Source organism: Verrucomicrobiales bacterium, assembly GCA_016793885.1.
GTDB lineage: Bacteria > Verrucomicrobiota > Verrucomicrobiia > Limisphaerales > UBA11320 > UBA11320.
The window spans coordinates 1-23,594 of record JAEUHE010000200.1 but is presented as its reverse complement, the minus strand read 5'-3'; the positions used below and the strand labels follow the sequence as shown (position 1 = coordinate 23,594).

The following is a 23,594-nucleotide window of genomic DNA, read 5'->3' as shown; positions in this document are numbered from 1 at the left end:
ATGGAATTGATGCGGAGCCCAGCCATCAACAGTTACACAACTTTCTGGTGTAAAGATACTTAAGCAAACTAACCGCGGGCGCTACTAGCGGCGAGCGCAATGGCAGCCGCCCATCCCGGAGGCGTCGTCTTAGCCCCTTTCATCTCTTGGTGAACCCGTGAAAACTCCCCCTCATCGAGCCAGATTCCCCCGCAGGTGGGACACTGATCGATCTCCACCACTTTGGACTCGGTGAAGAAGCGGCGGGCCAGGATTTGGTCGGGGCACCGCGGACAGATCCGAGGCTCGGTCAGCATGACTTCCTTGTTGGGGTCGCGCCAAACCGTGTGCAAAGAATTCGCGGACCGTGCGTCAACGCGATCAATCTCGCGGCGATCAAACCAGATGCCTCCACATCCCCCATAACAGATGTCGACGACCATGTCTCCGGCACTCTTTTCACGAAGCGGACCTTTGCAAGCTGGGCATTTCATAAGCCGAAAGGAAGGTAGTAAGCTCCCCCACCTCTGACAAGCCGCTTTCCAACCGCGGGGGAGTTCGGGTTAAAGGCAGGTAAGACGTGCCGGAGAATCGTCACACGGTAGGGCGTCCGACGATTCCCCGTCTCAAAACGTGAAATAGATAAAATCCACCCGGGCACCCGCGTACGCCAGAATGAAATAGAGGCAGGCCCAAGCCAGGGGCCATTGGTAACGAAGCCGCATCTCCACAAAACGGCGGTCCTTCAAAGTCCAGGCCAAGGGCCATTGAGCCAGAGCAAACACGACGAGCCACGCGCTCAACACCGATGGAACCGACGAGAAGGTGAAGGGCGGCAGCAGCAAACGACTGTAATACGCTCTCGCGACGGTTAAGTCCGGTGACCGGAAGAGCACCCAGAGCAGGCAGACGCCGTGAAAAACCAACAGTGTCTTCAGCCATCGCCACCCAGGACCGCTCGGCACCGTCGCCGGGCGCCCCCAGCGACGCTCGCCGATCAACCACAGGCCATGAGCCACCCCCCAGAGAAGGAAGGGCCAGCCCGCCCCATGCCACAGGCCGGCCAGAGCCATCGTCAGCAGCAGGTTGAAGTCACGGCGACGACGATTTCCCCCAAAAGGAATGTAGACATAATCGCGAAACCAGACCGACAAGGTGATATGCCATCGTCGCCAAAACTCTTGCAGGCTCGACGAGAGATACGGGGTGTCGAAGTTCAGCGGCAACGTGAGTCCGAATAAAGCCGCCAACCCAACGGCCATGGTGGAATAACCCCAAAAATCAGCATACAGCTGAAAGCCGAAGGCATAAAGGCCTGTCCAAGCGCCGGAGGTGGACAAGGTGGCAGGAGAGCGAAAAGCCTCATTGGCAAACTGCGCCAACACGTCCGCAACCCCAATTTTAAGCCCCATGCCCGCTAACAAGAGCCACAGTCCCTGATGGAAGTCTGCCGGCTTAAAGCGAAGAGGCTCCCTCAGTTGAGGAAGAAAATCGACCGCCCGCACAATCGGCCCTGCGATCAACTGCGGAAAGAAGGATTTAAATACCGCAAAACGGAGGAGGGAGGATTCCGCCTCGATCTCCCGCCGATAAATGTCGACCTGATACGCCACCACCTGAAAGGTGAAAAACGAGATGCCCAGAGGGAGGAACGCCGGCACTCGGGGCACGTGCAACGAGGCTCCGAACCAACCCAGCACCGCGTTGGCGTTCTCCGCAACGAACGAGGCGTATTTGAACCAAAAGATGAGGGACAAGTTGATGGCGATAGCCAACGCCAGGAGCCGACCCGATCGTGCGCGCGCCTGCCATTTCCCGAGCTGGTAATTGAACCCGATGGTGAACAACAGCAGAAACACGCTGGGCCAATGGTGGTATCCGTAAAAAACCAGCGATCCCACAAACAGGAGGCCCAGGCGAACGGTCTGGCTTCGCGAGAGCCAGTAGCACCCAAGCAGCGGGAGAAGCAGAGCAAAAAAGACGAGCGAGTTGAACAGCATTCAAGTTCCCTTGATCCGTTGGGCGATCTGAAGCGCCAAAGCCTGAGAGTAATGGGCGCGTCCTTCCCGACCCAGATGGGACGGATCTCGAAACAGGAGGTCTGGCAGCACCAAGGGGGCGAAATTCCACACCTCACATCCGGCGCGACGCGCCAACTCCGCGAAGAATGGCCGCAGCTGATCCCGCTCCGGAGCAGGCTGATGTCCCCGGGCCAGCGGCGGCACCGCAAAAACGACCGGCGTGCCGCGCTCTCGAAAAAGTCCCACCAGCTCCGTGAGTCTTTCGGCAGCTTCCTCCAACACCGGATCCAGCGGAACCGCCGTCGCCTCCGGAAGAACGATCTCCGGATTCCAAAGAGTCGCTTCAAAACCTTGGGCCGGCACCTCCTTCTTGCCCAGCCAGGCGGCCAGTTGATCCGATCCCTTGGTCTCCCACCCGCCCAGCGATGCTGAGAACACCAGCAGGGCAGGAAGCCGGCCCAGGTTTTCCGGAAGGAACGCAGTACGGTACCGAACGAGCGCTGACTTCCTGACGAAGTCAGCAATCTGAGCCTCCCAGGTCGGGAGTGCGTCGTTCGCGCGCTCCTGATCCCACGGCGCCGGTCGGTTGTGAATCTGCGGGGCCGAAAGCTCGATGATCACGGCTCGCAGGCCTGCCCTCCGGCTGAACCGCTTGCCAAGCGCCGTCAATTCTCCCAAGCTGGAACCGGTAAATGAGGCATTGAAACCGGCCCACTGACCTCGCTCCGAGGCCACTTCGCCTAGGGCCCGCGTCACCAGCCCGGGCGATATTCCATCCTGGGCACGCGAGGTTCCCAGGAACAGCAGATCGACCCGGGGACGCAACTCATACATGGCGGCCTTGGCCAGCCCGCGATGCGAGGCCCCTTCGAATAAGGTCGCATTCCGCCGGACGAGGGATTCCAACGCCAGGACCGAGACTGCAAGGCCCAGCACAAATAGCACCAGGCGCCGTCTCGGGCTGGAAGTGGCCTCGTTCCTCTTCATCCTATTTGCTGCCCGGCTTCACCGCCGGAGTAGCCGCGAGGTCCGGCGGGAGCTGCTGTGGGTCATACGTCTCAACTTGCAGCTTGATGAGGCTGATCGCCGGAGCCCCTAGCGGCAGCGCCTCCGTAGATCGGTCCACCAACATCGCTACCCCAGCGACCACTCCCTGATGCTGCTTGACGATGTCGATCGTCTCCTGCACCCGCCCCCCCTTGGTGACCACATCCTCCACCACCAGCAGTTTCTCACCCGGGGAGATCTGGAACCCGCGTCGCAGCACCAGCTTGCCCTCCTCCTTCTCCACGAAGATGAAACGGAGCTTGAGTTGCCGCGCCACTTCCTGGCCGATGACCAAGCCGCCCATGGCGGGGGCAATCACCGTGGTTGCCCCCAAGGCGCGCACTCGATCGGCGAGAGCCGCCCCGAATTTTTCTACAATGGGCATCTGTTGAAGAGCCAGCGCACATTGGAAAAACTGGCGGCTGTGCAGCCCGCTGCGAAGAATGAAATGCCCCTCGAGCAGGGCTCCGGTTTCCCGAAAGAGTTGAAAAGCTTCAGAGTTCGTCATTCGCGCGAGCCTAAGCCTCCAGGTCGAAAATTCAACCCCCAGCTCGTGATGACTTGCTCTGCGACTCGGAATCGGGGTGGTGACCACTCCGACAGGCTGCTAATCGCGATCCAAAACCACTCGATAGAACCGACTGGCGCTGTCAGCGGGGGCCTCGATGATCCGTTCCTCCTTGGATGCCACCGCAACGATTCGATCAAGAAGCACGGTCCAGGGAGCTCCAGTCAAAGTTTGGGTGGACTCCACTCGATAGGTTTCACCGACAATCGCATCCCAACCTAAATCAACACGGATGTGGTGGGCAATGGGTGGGAGGGGAGCGATGGTGCAGACCGGGTGCGGATCCGGATCGAAGAACAGCCCGCTCAACACCGGACGGACGGATGGGGTCTTGCTGGCGATCCGGAAACGAACGCTCCCACGGACAAGCCATGAAAGGTAGGTGCCATTGCAAAAGTTTGAGCCCCCCTCCGCCACCGACCGAAGATCGAACCGAGCCCCTGAAACAGGATTGATCACCTCCACCGTCTGCTGCCTCGATGGAAAACTCCCGCTGCATCCGTCCCAGTCCAAGAAGTACAAGGAAACCTGGTGCGGCTTGTCATCGTTGAACGCCACATCCACTGAGAAGCTGGTGCGAGGACTGTTCCAGCTGGCCGCGATGCGAGTTCCCATGGGCCGGCCCCCTGAGTCCACCATGCGCAAACCTCGCGCAGGCATCGCAGCAAACTTCCAGCGACTGGTGGAGACACCGATGGGATTTAACTCCAGAGAAGCAGGATGCTGATAGGGCCCATCCACCAGATGATAGCCTTCCCGTCCGTATCGCCTGACCCCAGCACCGGTGATCCAATCACCCCCAGTTCCGGAGCTCTCCGTGCCGATATCAGCCCGGTGAAACCACGCCGACCCGCCGGTCCCAAGAAACGCCCCGCTCACCACCGCAACACTATCGGGAGAGGGGGAGGTGTTAGTGATTCTGAAGCCCTTGCGGCCTTGAATGCTCCACACGAGGTAAGCTCCGTTGGTAGGCACCTGAAAATCGCGCACATCCAAAACCACCAATGGGTCTGCCGGATCATACATTTCAACTCGCTGCGACCACCCCGCCCCCAACCAATCGACGCAATAGAGGCTGAAGAGTCGCGTCGTCGAGTCAGGAAATCCAGCTTCGATGGTGAAGCTCTGCCGGGCGGCGAACGCGGCGGCGACCCGATCCCGCGAACGCTCGGGCCGCAGGAGCGCGCGGCGATCAACCGAATCGGAACTCCAGAGCAACGGAGTGGATCCCTCGATCCGGATCGGGGAGGACCACGCAGTCTCGTTATGATCCAGGGGAGCCCCAGCGGCAACACAGGAGCCATCGATCCCATACCTCCACCTCCAATCTCCGCCGGTAGTGGTGTCCGCGTTGACAAAGGCGATTCGTCGGGGGGAGTTGGTAGGGGCCACAAAGCGGCTCAGCACATTATAGGTCATTTGCTGGGCAGGCGGACTTAAGCGAGATTCCCTACCAGCGACCGCGAACGCATTGTAGTCATCCAATCCCCAGGACCATTGCATGGATCCAGAGGCGAATACCTGCGCGCCGCTCGGGGCCTCATAGTAGGTCGCATAGGACTTTCCAGTGATGTTGAGAGTCTTGTTCGTAAACACGGTCGACATCAGACGCAGCGTTCCTGCGGGAGGAACGGGGCGCGTGGTCTCAAGGCGGTTCGGATACACGTCCAGTTCCCCGTCGAGTTCATAACCCAGCAACCCGGGGAGCCGGTCAAGCGGCTTTAACCCGGTGTGATCATAGATCCAATGCTGAGGGAGTGTCTCCGGCAACATCATGTCGACATCGAGTGTATTGTAAATGTAAGAGACCCCCGTCAGGGAGACCTCCGGGGCTTTGCTGTGCGGACCTCTCCAAAGGTCGAAGTTCAAAGGGCTCTCTTTGCGCACGGTCATCCGGCGAGACGTCGGATCGAAGTGAGCCCTCCAATAGCAGACATTCGCCGAGAAGAAGCCCAGGTGCACGCCCCGATCCCGAGCAGCCTCCACATTGGATCGCATCTCGGCAGACCAATATTCGTCGTGTCCCACAGAAAGGAAGGCTTTGAATTGCTTTCTGGACCAACGCAAGCCGGCTCGGGTGTGGGTATCGATGCTGGTGCAGTAAGTCACATCAAACCCTTGACGCTCCAGCCAGCGGACCATGTTGTACTCCCATCCTGGCCTGGGGTTCGCACCGATGGTGGCAAAGAACTCCCCGGCACCGGTGCCAAACCGCAAGTCCTGCCGCGGAACCGAGTTGGAGTCCGCCGGAAAGCCGAATGGATAGCACGCGCCAGCGTAGGGCCGATTGAAGGACACCTGAAGAGCCTTGGTGCTGGGATACGGATACAACGATTTACCTCCCCAGGGATTGTAGGCCTGAAAAGTCGTCACACTGGACTGAAACAGTAAATCGGAGGACCGGGCGTCCTGCCGAACCACAAAGATAATGTAACTCTGCTTGCCGCTCCCGGTTGTCGTCAATTTCCCCACATAGACCCCGCTCACCCAGGAGGAGGGCACCTGAAGGGTGTAGCTGGAAACCCAATCACATTCTACCAAGCCACTCACGGGGTCGGGAGCTGGAATCACCTGCTTGCGGCTCGTCAAAGCCACACGATCCACCGGCCTCGATTGGTCCTCCCACCATACTCTCCGCGCCCCACGGCCGTCGTACCATCCCATGCGGAAGATCTCGAGGCTGTAACTTGGGTCCCTCGATGGATCGCGAACATCCACAAAGAACTCGATGGTTTGATTGGTGTTCACGCTGGTCGCCGAGGCATACCCTTCGATCTCGGGAAACAGCGCGTCCTGGTTGGTAGGCCAGCCCGGGGTGGCCGGATTGGTCAGCTGCCACTCGAGTGTGCCCAGCAGTAGGTTCTCGGACTGAACCGGATTGTCGGCCCAGGCTGGGACGCAGCACCCCAGGATGACCAGTCCGCAAACGAGGAAGACGAAGGGAGATAACATCTGGGGGACAGAAGCCTTCTTGTGTTTCATCGGTTTCTCGGGTTGAAGAGTAGGTTGTTTCTAGCTCACCTATCGTCACATGCGCCGAAACCTAAACCACCTTGGCTGACCGCATCTGACGGCAGGAGCCAAGAAGAGCTCCCCGAACCTCCGATCTCAGGCTTGTAGAGTCGCCGAAGATGCACTATGGTTTTGACGGCTGTAGCGGAAAACCAGCCCTAATGTCCCGTGGCACACGCCGTGGAGCACCAAAACCGCATGTCATTCTACCGACCATTCGAGCCAGTTGTGACGCGCCTCCGCGAGTTCATTCGAACTGCAGGGGCGAGCGTGGGTCTCGAAGCCGCTCCGGGAGCAAGATCGTCCGATCACTTCGAGACGCTCACGCGCGAACTATTCGAGCTGCAAAACCAACACAACCCCGCTTATGCCCGCATCTGCGCCCATTTGGGCAAGACGCCGGACCGCATGTCGCGCTGGCATGATCTGCCCTTCGTCCCCACTCAGAGCTTCAAGGATCTCGAGCTAACGTCCTTGCCTCCCGGGCTTCGCAGCCACGTCTTCCACTCCAGTGGAACGACCGGGCAAACGCCCAGCCGACATTTCCATTCCAGCGAGTCCCTATCGATCTATGAGTTGTCGCTGCTGACCTGGTTCAAAGCCCATCTGTCCCCGGGGCAGACGTGCCTGCGACTCCTGCCGCTGACGCCGGCTCCGGATGAGGCTCCGCATTCCTCACTGGTCCACATGTTCGACACCCTCGGACGGGAACTGTCCGCATCCCCTGCTCCGTTCCACTTCCTGGGCAGGGTGGACGAAGCGGGGGGATGGCAACTGGATCTGCCCTCCATCGACACGGCTCTGGCCGCCGCTTGCGATGCCGGTGAACCGGTGTGGCTGATGGGGACCGCGTTTAATTTCGTCCACTGGGTAGACATCCTCACGCACGGTCAGCGGCGATTCCAGCTTCCGCCCGGATCCAAGGTCCTGGAGACCGGGGGCTACAAAGGCCGTTCACGAAGCCTCCCCAAGGAGGAACTTCACGGGCTGCTGGCCGATCGACTCGGTGTTGGATCGCACGACATCCTCTGTGAATACGGCATGAGCGAGCTGAGCTCGCAGGCTTATGACTGGCCCGTAAAGGAGGGCAAATCGATGCGCCGCGAGTTCCGCTTTCCGCCCTGGGCTCGCTGCCGCGTGATTTCACCAGAGACCGGCCGGGAGGCGGACCCGGGCGGCGTCGGAATCCTTCAAATCCTCGACCTGGCCAATGTCTTCTCCGTGATGGCTATTCAAACCGAGGATCTCGTCCGCCGTAACGGGGATGCGTTTCAGTGGGTCGGGCGTGCGTCCGACGCCGAATCGCGAGGATGCAGCCTGATGTCCACCGCCTCATGATCGAAAGACTCCCACAGTACTTCTTGGCGGATCTCCCTAGCGACGCGCCTCTCACGCCCCGCATGGTTACCGAGGCCTGTCAAAATCTGCGCCGCAATCAGGAGCGCTACCTGCAGAGCCGAACAACCGCGGCGATGATCCGACTGCTCAGCGAACTAGGGGAGCAATGGCTGCAACCGGACTATCCCTTCCGCCAATGCGCCCTCGAGTATGGCCCGGCCGCGACGGGATTCACCGTCGAGACCCTACGCGACGGCTTGGACCACTTTTTCAAACAGCTGAACGCAGAGACCCTTCAATCGCTCCTCATACAGGACCTGGGCTCCCCCCAACGCCTGGATGGCTTCACCCAGACACATGGAGAGATTCAAGAGCGTCGGTACGGCTTTGCTCAAGGGCCCATGCTCATCGGACACATCGCCGCGGGCAACCTTCCTAGCCCCGTGCTGAGCAGCATGATACTGGGGCTGCTGGTGCGATCCGCCCAATTCATCAAGTGCGCCCGAGGCCAGTCCCTGCTTCCCAGACTGCTCGCCCACTCGATTTACGACACCGAGCCCAAAATCGCCTCCTGCCTGGAAATCGCGGAATGGCGCGGCGGAACCGAGGACATCGAGCAGGCGCTCTTCGCTGAAGTCGACTTGGTAACCGCTACCGGCAGCGACCAGACTGTAGAGTCCGTTCATCAGCGCGTGCCAAAAAAGGTCCGGTTCTTGGGATACGGCCAGCGCGTCAGCTTCAGCTACCTCACCGGAAGATCACTGGCTGGATTTGCCCTTAAGCGAAGCGTCCAAAGCGTGGGCGCTGACGTCGTCGCCTGGGATCAACAAGGCTGCCTGTCACCCCACGTGATCTTTGTGGAGTCCCGGGGTGGGATAGCTCCTGAGGCATTCGCTGAGTTGCTCGCTGCGGAGCTGGAACGGCGCGAAGCCCAAACTCCGCGCGGCCCCATCAGCCCGGAGGAATCCGCGGCCATTACTCTGCGCCGCTCGGTCTATGAAATCAGGGCCGCCCACTCTCCCGATACCCGAATGTGGGCCAGCCAGGGTTCGACGGCGTGGACCGTGGTGTTCGAGAACGAACCCAGGTTTCAAACCTCGTGCCTGAACCGGTTTATCCTCGTCAAAGCGGCCCAGGATCTCGGCGAGATCTTGCGCCATGCCGAGGAGGTCCGAACCAAGGTCAGCACCATCGGAATCGGCGCGGCCCCCGAAGAACTCCAGGATCTGGCGAACACGCTCGCACGGTGGGGGGCCAGTCGCATCTGTCCGATCGGGCGCATGCAACTGCCTCCGCTCACCTGGCGGCATGACGGGCGCCCGGCCTTGGCTGATTTAGTGAAATGGACCGATTGGGAACAATGAAACTCGAGCTACGAAAATCGTTTCAGTTTGAAGCCGCGCATCGGCTTCCTCAACTGCCGCCTGACCACAAATGCCATCGTCTGCACGGACACAGCTTCCAGATGGAAGTGGTCGTCGAGGGAGAATGCGACCCTCGAATGGGCTGGGTCATGGACTATGCCGAGATCTCCGCCGCGGTGAAGCCTCTCTGGGAACGTCTGGACCACTATTATCTCAATGACGTGCCTGGCCTGGAGAACCCCACCAGCGAGAACATTGCCAAGTGGCTCTGGGACCACCTCAAGCCGGTGCTGCCGCTCCTCAAGGAAATCGTAGTGGCAGAGACGTGCACCGCCAAATGCGTTTACCGCGGCTAGCAGCCTGTCGGACTTGTCCCCACCGGACGTGTGTCCGGCTTTGAACCTCAGGTCCGTCCTCGGACGTTCCTCACCCCATGGGCCGAGACGGCCCACACTACAACTGTAGGGTCGTCCGTGTCGGACGATTTCCCAGCCTGAGCGCAGCGGGACCCGATGCTCTCATACCACGGAGCAACATGCAGGTTTCATTCCCTTCCCCCACACCCCGAAGTCTGGCCAGACTCAGTCCCAGCCCGGCTCCACCTGAAAAGACTGTTCCGAAGTTGCCGCCGCCGGAGGAGGGGCCAAGTCTGGTAACCTGGTCGGGCGCGGCAAACGCGGCTTCACGGGGGGCTGAGTCGACCGAAACGGAGAGGTAGAAGCAGACGCTGCCGGCGCACGATCGGCAAAGGCCAACGAGTTGCGCAGGGTGTTTCGACTTCCCATGGACAGCCGTGCGGCGATCCAGGTCAGCGGGAGAGTCGTTTCCTTGCGAATCTCGCGAGCAATGAAAACTTTCTCCCGATCGGTCTTGGCCCGCTGGGTCAAATCCGACTCCTGCCAGCCCAAGTGCTGAAGGGTCCGCTGGATCACTTTTTCCGCTTGTTGTTCGGCCGAAGCTCGCCAGACCAAGCCCGTCGACTTGTCATCGCGAAGCCCGCCCAGATGATCGAGAAGCTGACGGCGAAAGGAATCGCATCCGAGATACCATCCCCGCCGAAAGATTGCCCACCGTTCTGCGCGAGCCTCAGCGCGCAACGCCTCCGTGCGGGCCTCCAAACTCTTCCAGCCATCAGAATCATCTGGCTCTTGCAGATGGGCCAACACGTGGGAAACCTCCAGCCAGCCGGGACGAGAGCCACCACCAGCCAGGTAGCTCGGGAAACTGCTCCAGCGGAACGAGGCCAGCGGGTTCCCCTCGCTGACATCACCGGTCCGGACCGGATTCAGATGCAGATAGTCAATCGCCTGCATACGCAGCGCCAGATCCCCGGAATCCAACACCTGGGACTTGTATCGGCCATTGAAAAGATGCCCGCCCGTGGCATGTCGACGGTTGAACCGGGCAGTGTAAGTACCCAGGAACCACTTCATGCCATCCACTAAATTGGGTTCCGGAGTCTGCACCACCAAATGAAAGTGGTCGGTGAGAAGGCAATAGGCGTCAACGCGCCATCCCGTTTTCTGGCAGGCCTGCGCCAAAGTCTCAATGAAGCGCTCCCGATCCGTGTCGTCGCGAACAATGGGCTCGGACCGGTCTCCTCGGTTCACGATGTGATAGAGAGCCCCCGGAAACTGAATTCTGAGCTTGCGCGCCACGTAGAATAGGGTGCTCGGAGTGCGACGCGGATGTCAATCCCCAGCGCGCTTCTTCAGTGTGAGTCGCGACACCAAGCGCCCGTCCGCATCCTCCACCTGAATATCGTATGCCCCCAAGCGAACCACGTCGCCCCGACGGGGGAACCCACCCAATTTCTGAGTGATCCACCCGCTGGTGGTCGTCACGTCCTCCCCCTCCACCGGCTCGCCCACCAGATCGGAAAAGTCGTGCAACGGAAGCTGGCCTTGAATCTCCCAGGCGTTGACCCCGAGCTGCACGACCAGCGGCTTCTCGACGTCGAACTCATCCTGAATTTGGCCGACCAACTCTTCCAAAATATTCTCCAGGGTCACCATACCCACCGACCCGCCGTACTCATCCACCACGATTGCCAGATGCAGCTTTCGCTCCAGAAAGATCTGCAGGAGGCTCTCCAGCCGGGCGGTCTCGGGAATGTAGACAATCTTACGGACCACCTTCTTCAACTCCCAGCCGGTGCCCTCCTGGGTGCGGAGGCTGTACAGATCCTTGATATGCACCACTCCAAGCGTGCGATCGAGATCCCCTTCCTCGCAGAGCGGAAACCGGGAAAACCGGGTTGTGTCGGCCAATTCAAAGCACTGGGCCAGATTTAGATCCGTGCTCAGCCCGACGATCTCGGACCGGGGTCTCATCACCTCGCGCGCCACGCGGTGCCGCAGGTCGAGGGCATTCATCACAATGGTCCGTCCCAGGGCTGAGGTGCCGCGATGCTTCTGCGCCTCCGCAAAAAGTAGCCGCAGTTCGTCGTCGGAATGCGCCATCTCCGACTCCGACACCGGCTGAAGCCCCAAACGCCCCAACAGCCACAGCGAGGCATGATTCAATAGCCAAATGAAAGGGTAGGAGATGCGATGAAACAGCTGAAGCGGCTGCACCACCCACAGGGAGGTGGGCAGTGGGCGCTGGATGGCCAGCCACTTCGGAGCCTGCTCGCCGGCCACGATATGCAGAAACGTCAGCGCACTGAACCCCACCGCAACGGAGGTCCAATGCCGCACCCGCTCCGACTCCATCCCCACGAGATCCAAGATCGGGTGAAGCAAGGCAGCGAACACAGGCTCCCCTACCCATCCCAGAGCCAGACTGGCCAGCGTGATGCCGAGTTGGCAGGCACTCAGGGAGGCATCCAGATTCTCCAGAATCTTCCGGGCGATCTTCGCGCGGCGGTTCCCCTTGGCAATCAGCGGATCCAACTGCGAGTCACGGATTTTGACCAGCGCGAATTCCGCCGCGACAAAAAATCCATTCAGGAAGACAAGAACCGCCACCAACAGCATCTTCCAGAGAAGCGGGATCAAACTGGGTTCCACGGAGTCCATCAAAGCCGCACCTCCCCAAAAATGGTTTGCAGGATGTCTGTCAGGCTCACGATGCCCAACTCCTGTTGCTCGGGCCCCAACACGATCGCCAAGCGCTGCCCGCTGCGCTGCATCTGACGCATGGCGACATCCAGCCGCAGAACGCCGTCGAGGAACAGAGACGGCTTCAGGAACTCCCCCAGCGGGCGGGCCGGATTGAGGTCCACCTCATAAAGGACACGCTTGCAGTTTACGAATCCCACAACGCTGCGTTTTCCACCGCTCTCACGAAAGATGGGATATCGACTGAATCCCCGCTCCCGGCGCAAAGCCAACAACTGTCCAACGGTGGCATCCAGCGGCAACATCGACACCCTGTCGAAGGGCACTACGATCTCCGAGAGCGAGCGATTCTGCAGATCCAACACTCGGTTAATCATAGTCCGCTCTTCGGAACTCAAGGCCTGGCCAGTCTCCTGCATCAGCATCCGCAGCTCATCCCGGTTTCCAAACAAGTGCCCCGTAAAGCGTGCGCCGCCTGTCCACCGCAGAAGAATCCTGGAGAACAGCCCCACCGCCCACACCAGCGGGCTCATGAACCAGTCGATGATATGAAAAGGGACGGCCAGGCGCATGCACAGCCGGTTGGGGTAGGTGCGGAACAACATCTTGGGCAACAGATCGCACAGGCTGTAGAAGAGCAACGCGACGATCGCGATGGTGGTCCAAAAAAGAACCGGACGGGCGGCCAGCCAGGCCCACTCGTGCAAACTCAGAACCACCAGCGACACGGCAGCCAGATTGGCAACGGTATTGCCCACCAAAATGGTCCACAAAAAGTGCTCCGGATGTTCCAGATAACGAAGCAACGCCGCCGCGCGGGGGTTTCCGGAGCGAACTTGCTGCCGGATCCGCAGCCGGCTCATCGCAAACACCCCCGCCTCCATGCCGGACATCAAAAAGGAAATGGACAGGCTCGCCACCAGTGAAAAGAGAACAAAGGGAGTATTCATGCGCCCTTCCTCACTTCCTCAACCAGCAGCTCCTTGACTCGCCTTTCATCCGCCATGCGCACGGTCAGTTTCAAACCTCGAAAGCGGACGCTCTGTCCCATGACTGGCACAACCTCCATCAAACGAACCACCAACCCTCCCATCGTGTCTACTTCATCCACTTCGCCCAAGTCGGGGTACTCCCGCCGAAAATCATCCAGCCGCATCGTGCCGTTCACCCGCCATTGGCCGCGCCCCAGCTTCTCCATGACGAAACCCTGCGCATCGCCCTCCGCTCGAATCGGACCGACCACTTCGCTCAGAATATCCTCCAGCCGGACGATACCCGCCGTCCCGCCAAACTCATCCAGCACAACGGCCAGTCCGCGCTGCTGCCGTTGCAGGCTCTGCAGGAGCTTCAACAGGTTCATGCTTTCGGGGACGAAGGAGGGAAACTCGATGGCCTCCGCCAAGTCAGCCTCCGGATCCAAAAGCAGCTTTTGCGTATCAAGGATGCCTACGATGGTGTCGGGAGTCTGGTCGTAGATGGGCAGTCGCCTCCTCTTGGAAACCCGGGCCGCCTCAATCATTTCCGCCACGCTGAGATCATCCGGAATGGCAGCCATTCCGGTACGGGGGCGCATCACATCGCGAGCCGTCTTTTGATCCAGCCCAATGATTTGCAGGATGATCTCCTTCTCCCGCTGAGCGAGCGCACCCTGCTGGAAGGCCATATCCAGCAACTCGTGGTAATCCTCGTCTGTAAGCGTATTCTGTGGCTTGATGGATTTCGGAACCGCTAATGCCAGAATTCTTTCGTTGATCCCCTGGAAGACGCGTTGGATCGAGAGACTTCCCGCCTCCAGCCAGATCATCGGCCGACCAACCCACACCGCCCACCGTTCCGGAGCCCGGATGGCCAGGGTCTTGGGAAAGACTTCACAAAGGAAAACAATCGTCAACAGAACGCCAAGCAGGGTTTGCCCCAAAGGCCAATCCCCTCGGAGAACCGGCGCCAAGGCCAAAGCAACGATGGCGGCGTTAGCAATGGTGTTCCCCAGAACGATGGTCGCCAGAAGATCGACCGGGCGCTCCAGCAGTCGGACAAGTCGATCGGCCCCGGGACGTTGCGCATCGGCCATTTGACGGGCGCGCGATTTGCCCAGGGCAAAGATAGCGGTCTCGGCGAGTGCAAAGAAGAAGCTCGCCGCGGCGCAAACCGAAATGCCAAGGATGATGAAATAGGCCAATAGCCCCATCGCGGGGAGTATTGAGAAGGAAGCGCCTTCAAAAAAAGGGAAAAATCAGGGAAAACCTAACTCGAGCACTCCGGATGCCGACGCCCATCCCCCTTTCGTTGCCCCCATGGACCGGCACGGCCCACACCACACTGTAGCGACGTCCGTCCTCGGACGTTCCAAACCCGATGGACCGGCACGGCCCACACTACACTGTAGCGACGTCCGTCCTCGGACGTTCCAAACCCGATGGGCCGACACGGCCCTTTGCTCCTTTCTAGCGGACATTGATTTCCAATGCCTTAGCACTCAAATCTGCCTGTAAAATCAGGCATTTCGGACCTGTCAGCAAGACTAATCGGCGATACTCGCGAGCTATCGAACCGTACTCCGCCACTACTCTTCTACTGGCATAATCGCTGGCAGTGAGTTCCTTGGTAGGTTTTTATCATAGGTGTTAAGCGCCGGAGTGCCGTCGTAGGAAGTGCCGTTTTCCGGCCGGAGTGAAGTCGTAAGAACCTGGGCAATTGTGACACGAACTCGGCTAAATCGCCGTCAGTGCCGTCCTCCCTCTCCTCATAATCCTTTCCCAACCGAGTTCCGCCGTTCCAAGGGCCGTCGGCAGCTGAAAAGTCTCGACGTTCGCTTGGGGTGTGGGCACCAAGTCGGACATGTCTCCCCCGATTCCTAGATTCGTGTCCGACGTTGAGTCCCTTCAGCATCGGCTCAGCGTGGCCGGACAAAGATCATGCTGAAGAGCAAATCGTCGGACCGATAGTCCGGATGCCGTGAACTCTTGGAGCAGGCTTTCAATTTGATGTTGGGGATACCGGGTGCGTCGGTCGCGCTTGGTTTTGGTTCTCATGCGCGCCATCCTCCCACCCGGCCGCTTCACCCGCTAGATGGGGTTGCTCAGACGGTTACCGTTAATCAACATTCCAACAGTCAGCGCAAAGTCGCCTGACCCGTCCTTCCCTCGGCCTGCCCCCCCCTGGGAAGCCCCTCTACTCCCAAGAGGGGGGACGCTCTCGCGACGAGCCGCAGCTTCGAGAATGCGCCAGGAGAGAGTTGGTTTCGTTCATCCCCCAGCATGTAGCATGTTTCCGGAATCACGAATAGTGGGTCGCCAAATTACCGCTTACTATTGATCCCGCCTCTGTTGCCTCCTCGGAAAGGAAATCGCTCCTCCTGTCACCGGGTTATCAGTTCTCGTGCGCGCTAACGCTTAAGCGACGTACCTTCGGTGAAATCTATTTGCTCAGTCGCCGTCCTCGATGTCACCGACACAACTTTCCCGGACCTATCAAAAATAACACGATAAGCAGGCAGGCCGAAGTTTTCGAAATAATCGAAGCTCACCATCCTGTCCAAGTGTGCAGTGTGAATGTTAGCCGTTACTTCCAGCCTGGCAATCTCGATCGTTTTGTGGATGGCGACCAACTGGCCATCCGCCCTCACACGAAGTCCCTCGACGGCAAACCAATTTGTCGCCCCTTGAACGTTTACAACTGTAGGGGATACGCGCTCGGGTTTAGGAGACTGCACAGCGTAAAGGCTGAAAACAACTCCAGCTACGGCGCAGATGGGAAGGTAGACGATCGGTTTCATGGCATGCGTAAACATATAGCGATCTCTTTAGTCAACTGGCTCTGAAGGGACTGGACAACGGGAACTAACGCATCTCGTTCTCGACAGCGTTTTTGTTGCAGAGCATTACCCTGGGGATAATCCGTGCAGTCCCACTCCGCCGCTTTCAAGTCGCCACGCTTCCGATACAGTAGGCTCATCGTCCCTCGAATTGCACCGGCGAGACAGTCAGCCTGGGCCTTTTTGCAAAAGCACCGATTCTCAAAAGAGAGCGCATGTGTCTTATAGTCGTTCCAGAGCGAGGTGCGATCGGTGACGTGAACGCCTTCGTGCTGCTTAACCTTCGGGCCTGAGTAGTGCCACGCGAGCTTGCCTAAACCGCCTGTATCAATCGCCCAGCCTGCACAGCCGGGAAGGATCTGGCTTCCAGGCTCCACTGTAGCACTCCCTTGCCAAAACAACACTCTCGTTCCCCCATTATCGACGTCAGACGGCTGCAAAACCCCATCACCACCGTCATCCCAACTCCAGCCGGAGGCGGACTTGCCGAGGTAGTCAGAATAGTTTTGTGCGTCGTTAAGGGTGAACCCGTAAAGGTTCAGCCCACCTTCTTCCTCAATCGGATCCCTTGATAGCCAACGCCCGGTGGAAGAGTTGTAAAATCTGTAGCCATAGTAAAGGAGATCAGTTTCCTCATCTTGGCACTTGGTCGAGAACCGCATCGGATTGGATTTGGCAATGGTGCCCGACGCTCGAACGACTTCGCCAAATGGCCCATACTCGTAATGCGCCGTCTTCGATGAATCCGAGGTCTTAGCCATCGCTGAGACATTCCCGTTGCCATCGTAGGCATAGAAGTGGCTCGTACTCGTGGCGGCATCCGTGAGTATCAAAAGGCCACCGATTCCCCCGGCCCCCTCAAGAGAACCGCTCAAATCCAGGCCCCAGACATACCCCCGAATCACGTTGTTGTTCGCTGCATTGATTTCCGCCAGGCAACGCCAGCCGTCATTCAGGTATTTCGTGTCGCTTTTGATCTGGTAGCTCCCGTTGTTGGTGTAGCTCTTCCGAGCAATTAGCCGACTCTGGTAATCGTACGTGTAGGTGATCTTCCGTTTCGAGGCCGAGGGGGCCGTGGACTGGCTCTCTAACTGGGTGAGCCGGTTCTCCCCATCCCAGGTATACACCCACCTACCATCGTTGGTCAGGTTCCCGTCGGCATCATAGGAGAACGTTTCCGGAGTCTTCGGAACGAACACATACCCGTTGGTGCTGGTGTTCGTGGGACCGAAGGTCGCCAGGCTCGTAATCGATAGAAAATCGGCAGCCGAGGCGTTGTTGGCAGTGGCTTCTCCCCAGTAGTATTCACCCTTTCGCGAGGTGGCTAGGGAGTTCACCGTCATGGTCGAAGCCGGAAGAGCAATTCCCGAAACATTCACCTGCGCAGGCACCGTTCGGCTCGTGTATTGATTCAGATTGTTGGCTGAGTAGGTGGCACTCCGCTGATTCAGGCCATTGCTGTCGCCACCTACTTTGGTGCTGCTGCGATTGCCGATGTCGTCGAAGGCATGATCAAACTGTTGTCCTGCCACCACAGTCCCATCCGCCCAATAGCGCTTGCCGCTCGTCACCTGACCCAGCTTGTCATACTCGTAGATCCAATAGGATCCATCAACCAAATCTACTCGTGTTCGCTGGTTGGCGTCGTTGTAGAGGTAACCGTGACTGGAGATCACTGAAGATCCAGCGGTCGAGGAGATCGACAGCAACCGATTGAGATAATCGTAGGACTTGGCGGTGGTCATCCGAGTCGTCGTGTTTTCTCTGAACAGGATCTGACTGACCAGGGGGGAATTCCCCAAATACGAATAGTTGGCGGAAAAGGTTCCATTGGTCACCCCTTGTAGGCGTCCGCTGGGATCATACCCGTAGGTGGCACTGCTCAGGGTTGTGGCTGGTGAGGTAACCATGGCTTTGACGACACTTCTCCTCATTAAGCTGTCGTATTGGTTGGTGATTGTCAATCCATTCAGCGTTCCGGCAGTCCCCTTCTCGGAAATGGGCAGGCCCGATTCGGTGAAGAGAAACGCGGTCGTGTCACTTCCTTGCGAAATGGTGGTCTTTCGGCCTAGCCGATCCAGAGTGTAAGTGACGTCCGGCGTGGAATCTGAATAGTCCACCGAAACGATATCTCCCAAAGAATTGGTGGTATAGGTCGTTGTGATGCCCCGAGCCCATTTTCGGGTTTTAAGTTTCCCCCCAGCGGTGTAGGTATAGCTGGGACCGATCCCGTCTGGATAGACCTTGTTGGTGAGGAACCCTCGATAGCCGTCATACTTCCAGGTGTTGGTCGCCGTGCCGGTGTTCCCCACAAAGTCTTTCCACGTTTTCATGGTCAGCATCCGACCCTGCGAATCATAGGTGTATTCCACTGGATAAGTCCGTGAACCAAATGTTTTCTTAAGCTCACCGGTGAGGAAATACTCGTTGGTGACAATGGTCGAGTCAGGGAAAGTCGTTTTGAAAACTCTTCCTCGGTTATCGTATTCAGTGCTGGTTGTCTGAGCCGCTTGGCCGTTGCCTGGTGCAGGAGTCGTAACAGAAATGACTTGATCGGCACTGTTGAACGTCTGAGTGGTCGTTCCATTCCGAGCATCCGTGACCTGATGCTGCCTGCCATGGCTATCGTAGCCGTATGTCGTTTTGGCGATTTGAACGTTGTTCGAATCATACCGCGTGACAGATGCTAACCGACCCGTTGAGTAGAGCGTAATGGAATACGTGTTATCAGGTTCCGTCGTCGTGACGGTCCATGAGGCGTTGATAGGCGTGGTTCGAACTGAACTGCGGGTCAGGCCGAAACTGGTTTCCCAGGTTCTCAGCCCACTTGTGCTTTGTTCCGAAATTGATACGAGATTGGAGACCGCCGAATTATTTGTGGCCCAGAGGTATGATTTAGTTTGGACCACGTTGTAGCCATGAGCTGTGGTGACCGTTCTTTTGGAACTATGAATTCGATCTAGACCTGCGAAATCGATGACACCATCACGATCTTGGTCCACAGCAGTGTACTCGACCTCGCCTTCGCCGTTGTATTCCATAAGCTGGACCACACCGTCGGCATCGATCGTCTTAACTTGCTGGCCCTTAACATTCCAAAAGGATTGGAGCGTTGATCCGTCAGAACGAACTGTCTTATAGACTCTTCCCGCCAGATCCGAATACCGTTTACTCCACTCTGAAGTGTCGCTTCCACTGGCAGTGAGCTTAATTTCCTTCTCGAAATAGCGCTGCACGCCGCCCTCAGACTCAACGCCATATTCATACCTAATGGGGTGAGCAGCGGTTCCTGTGACCTTCTCCAGAAGACCATCCCGATAGTACTTATTGGTGAGCGTAGAACCGTCTGCGAAGGTATTGGTTGCGGTGCGCTGATAACTACTGAGTGTCTCGCCCGAGAGCGTCACTTGAGAAAGGGCGTTAGTTTCGTTAGTTACTTCGCCACGGCTGTTAAACTTGCGACTGCCCAACTGGACAAACACGCCAGCCGAGGACCAGCGCCCCTCCGCGAATCTGCGACCGGCCGAATCCAGCAGATTGGTCATAACGATCCCGTTAGCTTTCGTTGAAGTCGTGCGCGAAAGGGCGTCCTTCTCGAACGTGATTACGACGCCATCACGGTTGGTCGAATTGATCGGACCGCAACACCCGTAGTCAGTCCATGAAATTGTGCCGTCCAGATAAGTTGTCTTCTTGGGTCTGAATTGGGAGTCGAACTCCGAATAAACCTCTGAATCCACTGTGATCCCAGATTCCATATCAATGACCGTCTTACTGAGCCGCTCACTGCACGGGCCGGCCACCGTAATGGTCTTCCTTCCCCTCACTATGTTTGTTCCAGCGGCGTCCGGCTCCCCGGAGAGCACTGTGTTGGTCAGGTAACCGGTGGAATTCGTGGTGTACTGATAGATTTCCATTGTACCATCAGGATGTTTCCGACTCTGGGTCCAGCCGAAGAAGGCATCCGGACCTGTCATTGTCCTGGTGATTGTGACCATGTTGCTTGCGTTGTCCCAAGCGGCACCGGGAGTTACACAGACAATCTCCCGAGTTTCGTTAGAAACGACCACTCGGTAACGTCGGCCTACCTCCTGGCCGAGGATACGTTCGATCTCGCGCCGCGGAATGGCTGTGTCTTGGTCTAGGTGATCGCCGGAGCCTGAGATTACATTCGTAGTATAGTCCCTTTCCCAGGAGCGAGTAAGACTGACGCTGTTGGTTGGTGCTTGATTGAGGAACCCCGAGAACTCATTGGTTACTCGGCCCATGGCATCGTTCTGGAATATCGTCCATCCTCCATCAGCGCGTAATACCTTTTCCCGAAATCCGTTCGTTGAGTAACTAACATAATTGGTCAGAGCCTCAGCTCCCTGCCCAATCACTTCCTCCGTCATGAGCTCGCGCGAACCAATTGGCTTCAGAGTTAACATCTGGCAGGATAGTAAAGTATTGGTGTCTCCCGCGAAAACCTCGGTGCAGATTGTTCTGGTCCCCGCGGTCGTGTTGGTGGTCTCGCAACGACGGACGATTCGTGTTCCTCCTGCTGAACTGAGTTGCCAGCCAGTTCCCAGCCAATCGTAGCGATTTGTCAGTCCGACACCATCAACGATCTGGACGGAATTGCTCGTGTTCCCAGTGGCATCTGGGTTACTTATGGTGACAGTTTGGGCCGGAGAACCGCTGAAGGTATAGAGACCCCCACTCATCGCCCCCACGCTGCCGATCGAGTAAAAGTCCACGGAATATTTGCTCGAACTCAGGGTGACAACATTCATAAGACCCTGTGCCAGCTTGAGTTGACGGATTTGATTGCCCCCATCGCGAATCAGCACACGTTCGTTGTTGGTGAAGTAGTTGAACTGGAGACATGCTGGTGTGTAAACCGCCTTTGTTGGTAGAGATTCACGGATGGTGAGACCTCCCGCCACCTGCCCGAACGCCCGCATTCCACCGGAAAGCTCTACGGAGACTCCCAAGTTCTTCTCGACCGCGGCCGAGAATCCGAGAAGAGGCGATTGTGACTTCGCCGTCACCGGAGGTACTGGCTCAACTGAGTCAAAAAAATTGAAGCTTCGAGTCCATCCATCATCGAAAGTCGTAGAAGGGGGTCCGAACAAGAGTTTGTCGTTCTCTTCCTTCGTGCAGCCAACGCAGAATGGGATACGCTCATCGCGGATCAAAATGGTAATGGATCGGCTGCATGACCCTCCTTCGATGCACTCTCCGTTAACGGTGATCTTGAATTCTCCAGGCTTAATGGAACCCGGATCTTCGGATTTCTTCTGAAGCCTGATCATCCATTTTTTTCCGAAGACCGCAGGCGGCCCAGGATCCTCTTGAAAAGTATTGGTTTCCGAAGTAACGACTACCTCTAAGCCGAGAGTATCACCGGTGATGATGGGTTCCTGGAGGTTGATACACATCGAGTCCCCGTTTGCTTCCACCCATCCGTAGGATGTAAAGCTGAGTAGCTGTGCCTCCCAACCGCAAGCTTGCTGAATCTCCTGCATAGTCCAGGTCGCAGGAGTCGATGGGGCTGAGATTCCGCAAGGAAACCACTCAGCCTCAAGTCTCGACTCGGCACCGAAAACCAGAGCTACCACGAGTCCCAAGCCGATGCCGGTACGACGCCCAATCTGACTCCGATGAAGAATGGGCCATTCCAATAAGGCCGCCTCACCCAGTCTCCTTCGGCACGACGCATCCCACGAACCGAAGCACCAATCCTTCAAAAAGCTGAGCATTTCCATAACATTGTCAAATAGCGAGAATGGCGTATGTCAAAAGAGGTATGTGGCTCACTTCATCAACGTAAACACCACCAGTCCAGGGGCTGGTGATCCGATTCCGAGCTTGGAATTGTAGGAGCCCACTCCCTGAAAAAGGGTTTCCCCAGCGTCCAAGGCTCCGTCTCCGTCCACGTCTTCGAAAAGGTCCGGCACGCCGTCTCCGTCGGAATCCAGTGCGCTCGTACTAGTGAGTCCTGAGGTCGCCGGATAGTGCAGCCCGATATCCGCCATCGTGTTTGTCTCCTTCACCTGATTGGTCGTTGTGGTGAAGTGATAGAGCCCTATCAGGTTGGCGTTGGTGGTGCCCACATTGATCAACGGGCTCGACGTCGGCTGATAGAAATTCCCCAGCGGTCCTGATAAAAAGGAAATCGAGTTGGTGACATCTAGCCCAACGTTGGCGAATTGGTTGGAGCACGTTGAGCACCCATTGGTGTACCATCCGTTCCATCCTTTGTCCCAATTGTCACCGTTTTGAGCAGTGACCGCCCGGTAGAAAACCGTATCCCGAACACTGAAGAGCTTCGTGCCGGTGTCGTAAGTGCCCAGTGAGCCTCCATAGAACATCGAGCCACGAACATTAGCCTTGCGATTGGCATCGCTGGCATCCAGCCACACCGTGGTGGCCACCCGATCCATCAGACAGTTGGTCAGATTGAACTTACTTCCTGACAACCAGAGCATCCCCCCGTGAAATGAACTGTCCCGAATCACGGTCGGCGAGGCGGTGCTATCCTCTGCTCCAGAGATGTGTGGGTAGGTGTCAGTACCGAGCACCACCCAATCGGTAAAACGAAAGGAAAGCTCGGTTGACGGTGCGCTCGTATAAAATGTCCCTCGCGCCACCAAAGCACCCACATCTCCCTGCCAGGCGGTATTGGCCTGCTCCTGAACTGAATTATACCAAAGGAACCGACAAGGTTGCTCCTCGGTCCCCGTAGCACGGATCTTGCCCCCATAATCGATTCCAAAGATGTAGCTATCCCCCGACATGGATCGGTATCCGGCAAACACCACTCCCGGTTGAATGGTGATGGTGGTCCCGTTGACCGCGTAAAGACCCGACGCGGCGTAATCGATCGGATCGTAATGGTAACCAATAGCGTTCCCGACCGTCGCGCGCGGAACCGTCCGCGTGTAGTTGACCGTGGTTGCCATCAGCTGGGAGGGGGACAGCACCACCGGCGGGTAGGTCGTCAGTTTTTTGAGCTCCGCCGCCAGCTGGGAATCGATGGTCGCATTGCCGCTCGTGCGATAAGGGCTGCCAGCAGCCAGATAATGAGATCCGGCTCCTACCGTCTGATACACCCCAGCTGCGCTGGATAGTACTGTCACATTGGCCCCGATATAACCCGATGTCGTCGTCACGGCTGTGATCAGGCTGTTCGTCAAGAGGAGCTGCACCCCATTCGTGTTCCCGTTCAGGATCGCTCCGGCATTGAAAGTCACTTGCTCGCATCGCGCTGTGCTGGTGTTGGCTCCCGTGAACCCAATGCCCACGTTGTAGAGCAAGGCATTTCTGACCCGCGCCGAAGCGTTGGTTAAGGTGATGGCGTTACTGCAATTGACGAATTGAGCATGAGAAATCGTGTGCCCCGTC

Annotated in this window: 16 protein-coding genes; 3 read left to right on the top strand and 13 right to left on the bottom strand. The window is 57.8% G+C overall.

From position 1 onward, the window contains the following. Window positions 1-68: 68 nt before the first annotated feature. The 5 genes from JNN07_23000 to JNN07_22980 all read right to left on the bottom strand — a co-directional run bounded on the left by JNN07_23000 (window position 69) and on the right by JNN07_22980 (window position 6,597). On the bottom strand, window positions 69-473 hold the full coding sequence (locus JNN07_23000; protein MBL9170619.1) for a zf-TFIIB domain-containing protein: 405 nt from the start codon (window positions 471-473) through the stop codon (window positions 69-71). A 132-nt stretch (window positions 474-605) separates the two neighbouring features. Next, complete coding sequence (locus JNN07_22995; GenBank protein MBL9170618.1) at window positions 606-1,979, bottom strand: MBOAT family protein; 1,374 nt, start codon at window positions 1,977-1,979, stop codon at window positions 606-608. Next, window positions 1,980-2,987 (bottom strand): hypothetical protein, encoded by a 1,008-nt coding sequence (locus JNN07_22990; protein ID MBL9170617.1) that lies wholly within the window; start codon window positions 2,985-2,987, stop codon window positions 1,980-1,982. A gap of 1 nt (window position 2,988) precedes the next feature. Beyond that, window positions 2,989-3,555 (bottom strand): orotate phosphoribosyltransferase, encoded by a 567-nt coding sequence (locus tag JNN07_22985; GenBank protein MBL9170616.1) that lies wholly within the window; start codon window positions 3,553-3,555, stop codon window positions 2,989-2,991. Between the two features lie 99 nt (window positions 3,556-3,654). Beyond that, the gene (locus JNN07_22980; protein MBL9170615.1) at window positions 3,655-6,597 is read right to left on the bottom strand and encodes a hypothetical protein; all 2,943 of its coding nucleotides are present in this window, start codon (window positions 6,595-6,597) and stop codon (window positions 3,655-3,657) included. A gap of 228 nt (window positions 6,598-6,825) precedes the next feature. Here JNN07_22980 and JNN07_22975 point away from each other — a divergent pair, with 228 nt between their 5' ends. The 3 genes from JNN07_22975 to queD are packed head-to-tail and all read left to right on the top strand — an operon-like array spanning window position 6,826 to window position 9,685. Continuing rightward, complete coding sequence (locus JNN07_22975; GenBank protein ID MBL9170614.1) at window positions 6,826-7,965, top strand: hypothetical protein; 1,140 nt, start codon at window positions 6,826-6,828, stop codon at window positions 7,963-7,965. After that, entirely contained in the window at window positions 7,962-9,329 is a 1,368-nt protein-coding gene (locus JNN07_22970) for a hypothetical protein (protein MBL9170613.1), read from the top strand. Before JNN07_22975 ends, JNN07_22970 begins: the two co-directional genes overlap by 4 nt. Further along, window positions 9,326-9,685: a 6-carboxytetrahydropterin synthase QueD gene (queD, locus tag JNN07_22965; protein ID MBL9170612.1), complete on the top strand. Its 360-nt coding sequence runs from the start codon at window positions 9,326-9,328 to the stop codon at window positions 9,683-9,685. Before JNN07_22970 ends, queD begins: the two co-directional genes overlap by 4 nt. Window positions 9,686-9,910: 225 nt before the next feature. Here queD and JNN07_22960 read toward each other — a convergent pair whose 3' ends face one another. The 8 genes from JNN07_22960 to JNN07_22925 all read right to left on the bottom strand — a co-directional run. Continuing rightward, the gene (locus JNN07_22960; protein MBL9170611.1) at window positions 9,911-10,987 is read right to left on the bottom strand and encodes a transposase; all 1,077 of its coding nucleotides are present in this window, start codon (window positions 10,985-10,987) and stop codon (window positions 9,911-9,913) included. A 33-nt stretch (window positions 10,988-11,020) separates the two neighbouring features. Continuing rightward, a complete protein-coding gene (locus JNN07_22955) occupies window positions 11,021-12,349 on the bottom strand; it encodes an HlyC/CorC family transporter (GenBank protein MBL9170610.1) in 1,329 nt (442 codons plus the stop codon). Next, on the bottom strand, window positions 12,349-13,341 hold the full coding sequence (locus JNN07_22950; GenBank protein ID MBL9170609.1) for a DUF21 domain-containing protein: 993 nt from the start codon (window positions 13,339-13,341) through the stop codon (window positions 12,349-12,351). Before JNN07_22950 ends, JNN07_22955 begins: the two co-directional genes overlap by 1 nt. After that, the gene (locus JNN07_22945; GenBank protein ID MBL9170608.1) at window positions 13,338-14,579 is read right to left on the bottom strand and encodes an HlyC/CorC family transporter; all 1,242 of its coding nucleotides are present in this window, start codon (window positions 14,577-14,579) and stop codon (window positions 13,338-13,340) included. Before JNN07_22945 ends, JNN07_22950 begins: the two co-directional genes overlap by 4 nt. Before the next feature lie 694 nt (window positions 14,580-15,273). Continuing rightward, window positions 15,274-15,423, bottom strand: a complete 150-nt coding sequence (locus tag JNN07_22940) for a transposase (protein ID MBL9170607.1) — start codon at window positions 15,421-15,423, stop codon at window positions 15,274-15,276. A 353-nt stretch (window positions 15,424-15,776) separates the two neighbouring features. Beyond that, entirely contained in the window at window positions 15,777-16,166 is a 390-nt protein-coding gene (locus tag JNN07_22935) for a hypothetical protein (GenBank protein MBL9170606.1), read from the bottom strand. Next, a complete protein-coding gene (locus tag JNN07_22930) occupies window positions 16,163-21,955 on the bottom strand; it encodes an RHS repeat-associated core domain-containing protein (protein MBL9170605.1) in 5,793 nt (1,930 codons plus the stop codon). The genes JNN07_22935 and JNN07_22930 overlap by 4 nt, the downstream gene beginning before the upstream one ends. Before the next feature lie 48 nt (window positions 21,956-22,003). Next, window positions 22,004-23,594, bottom strand: a 1,591-nt coding sequence (locus tag JNN07_22925; protein ID MBL9170604.1) for a hypothetical protein, incomplete at its 5' end; no start/stop codon positions are given.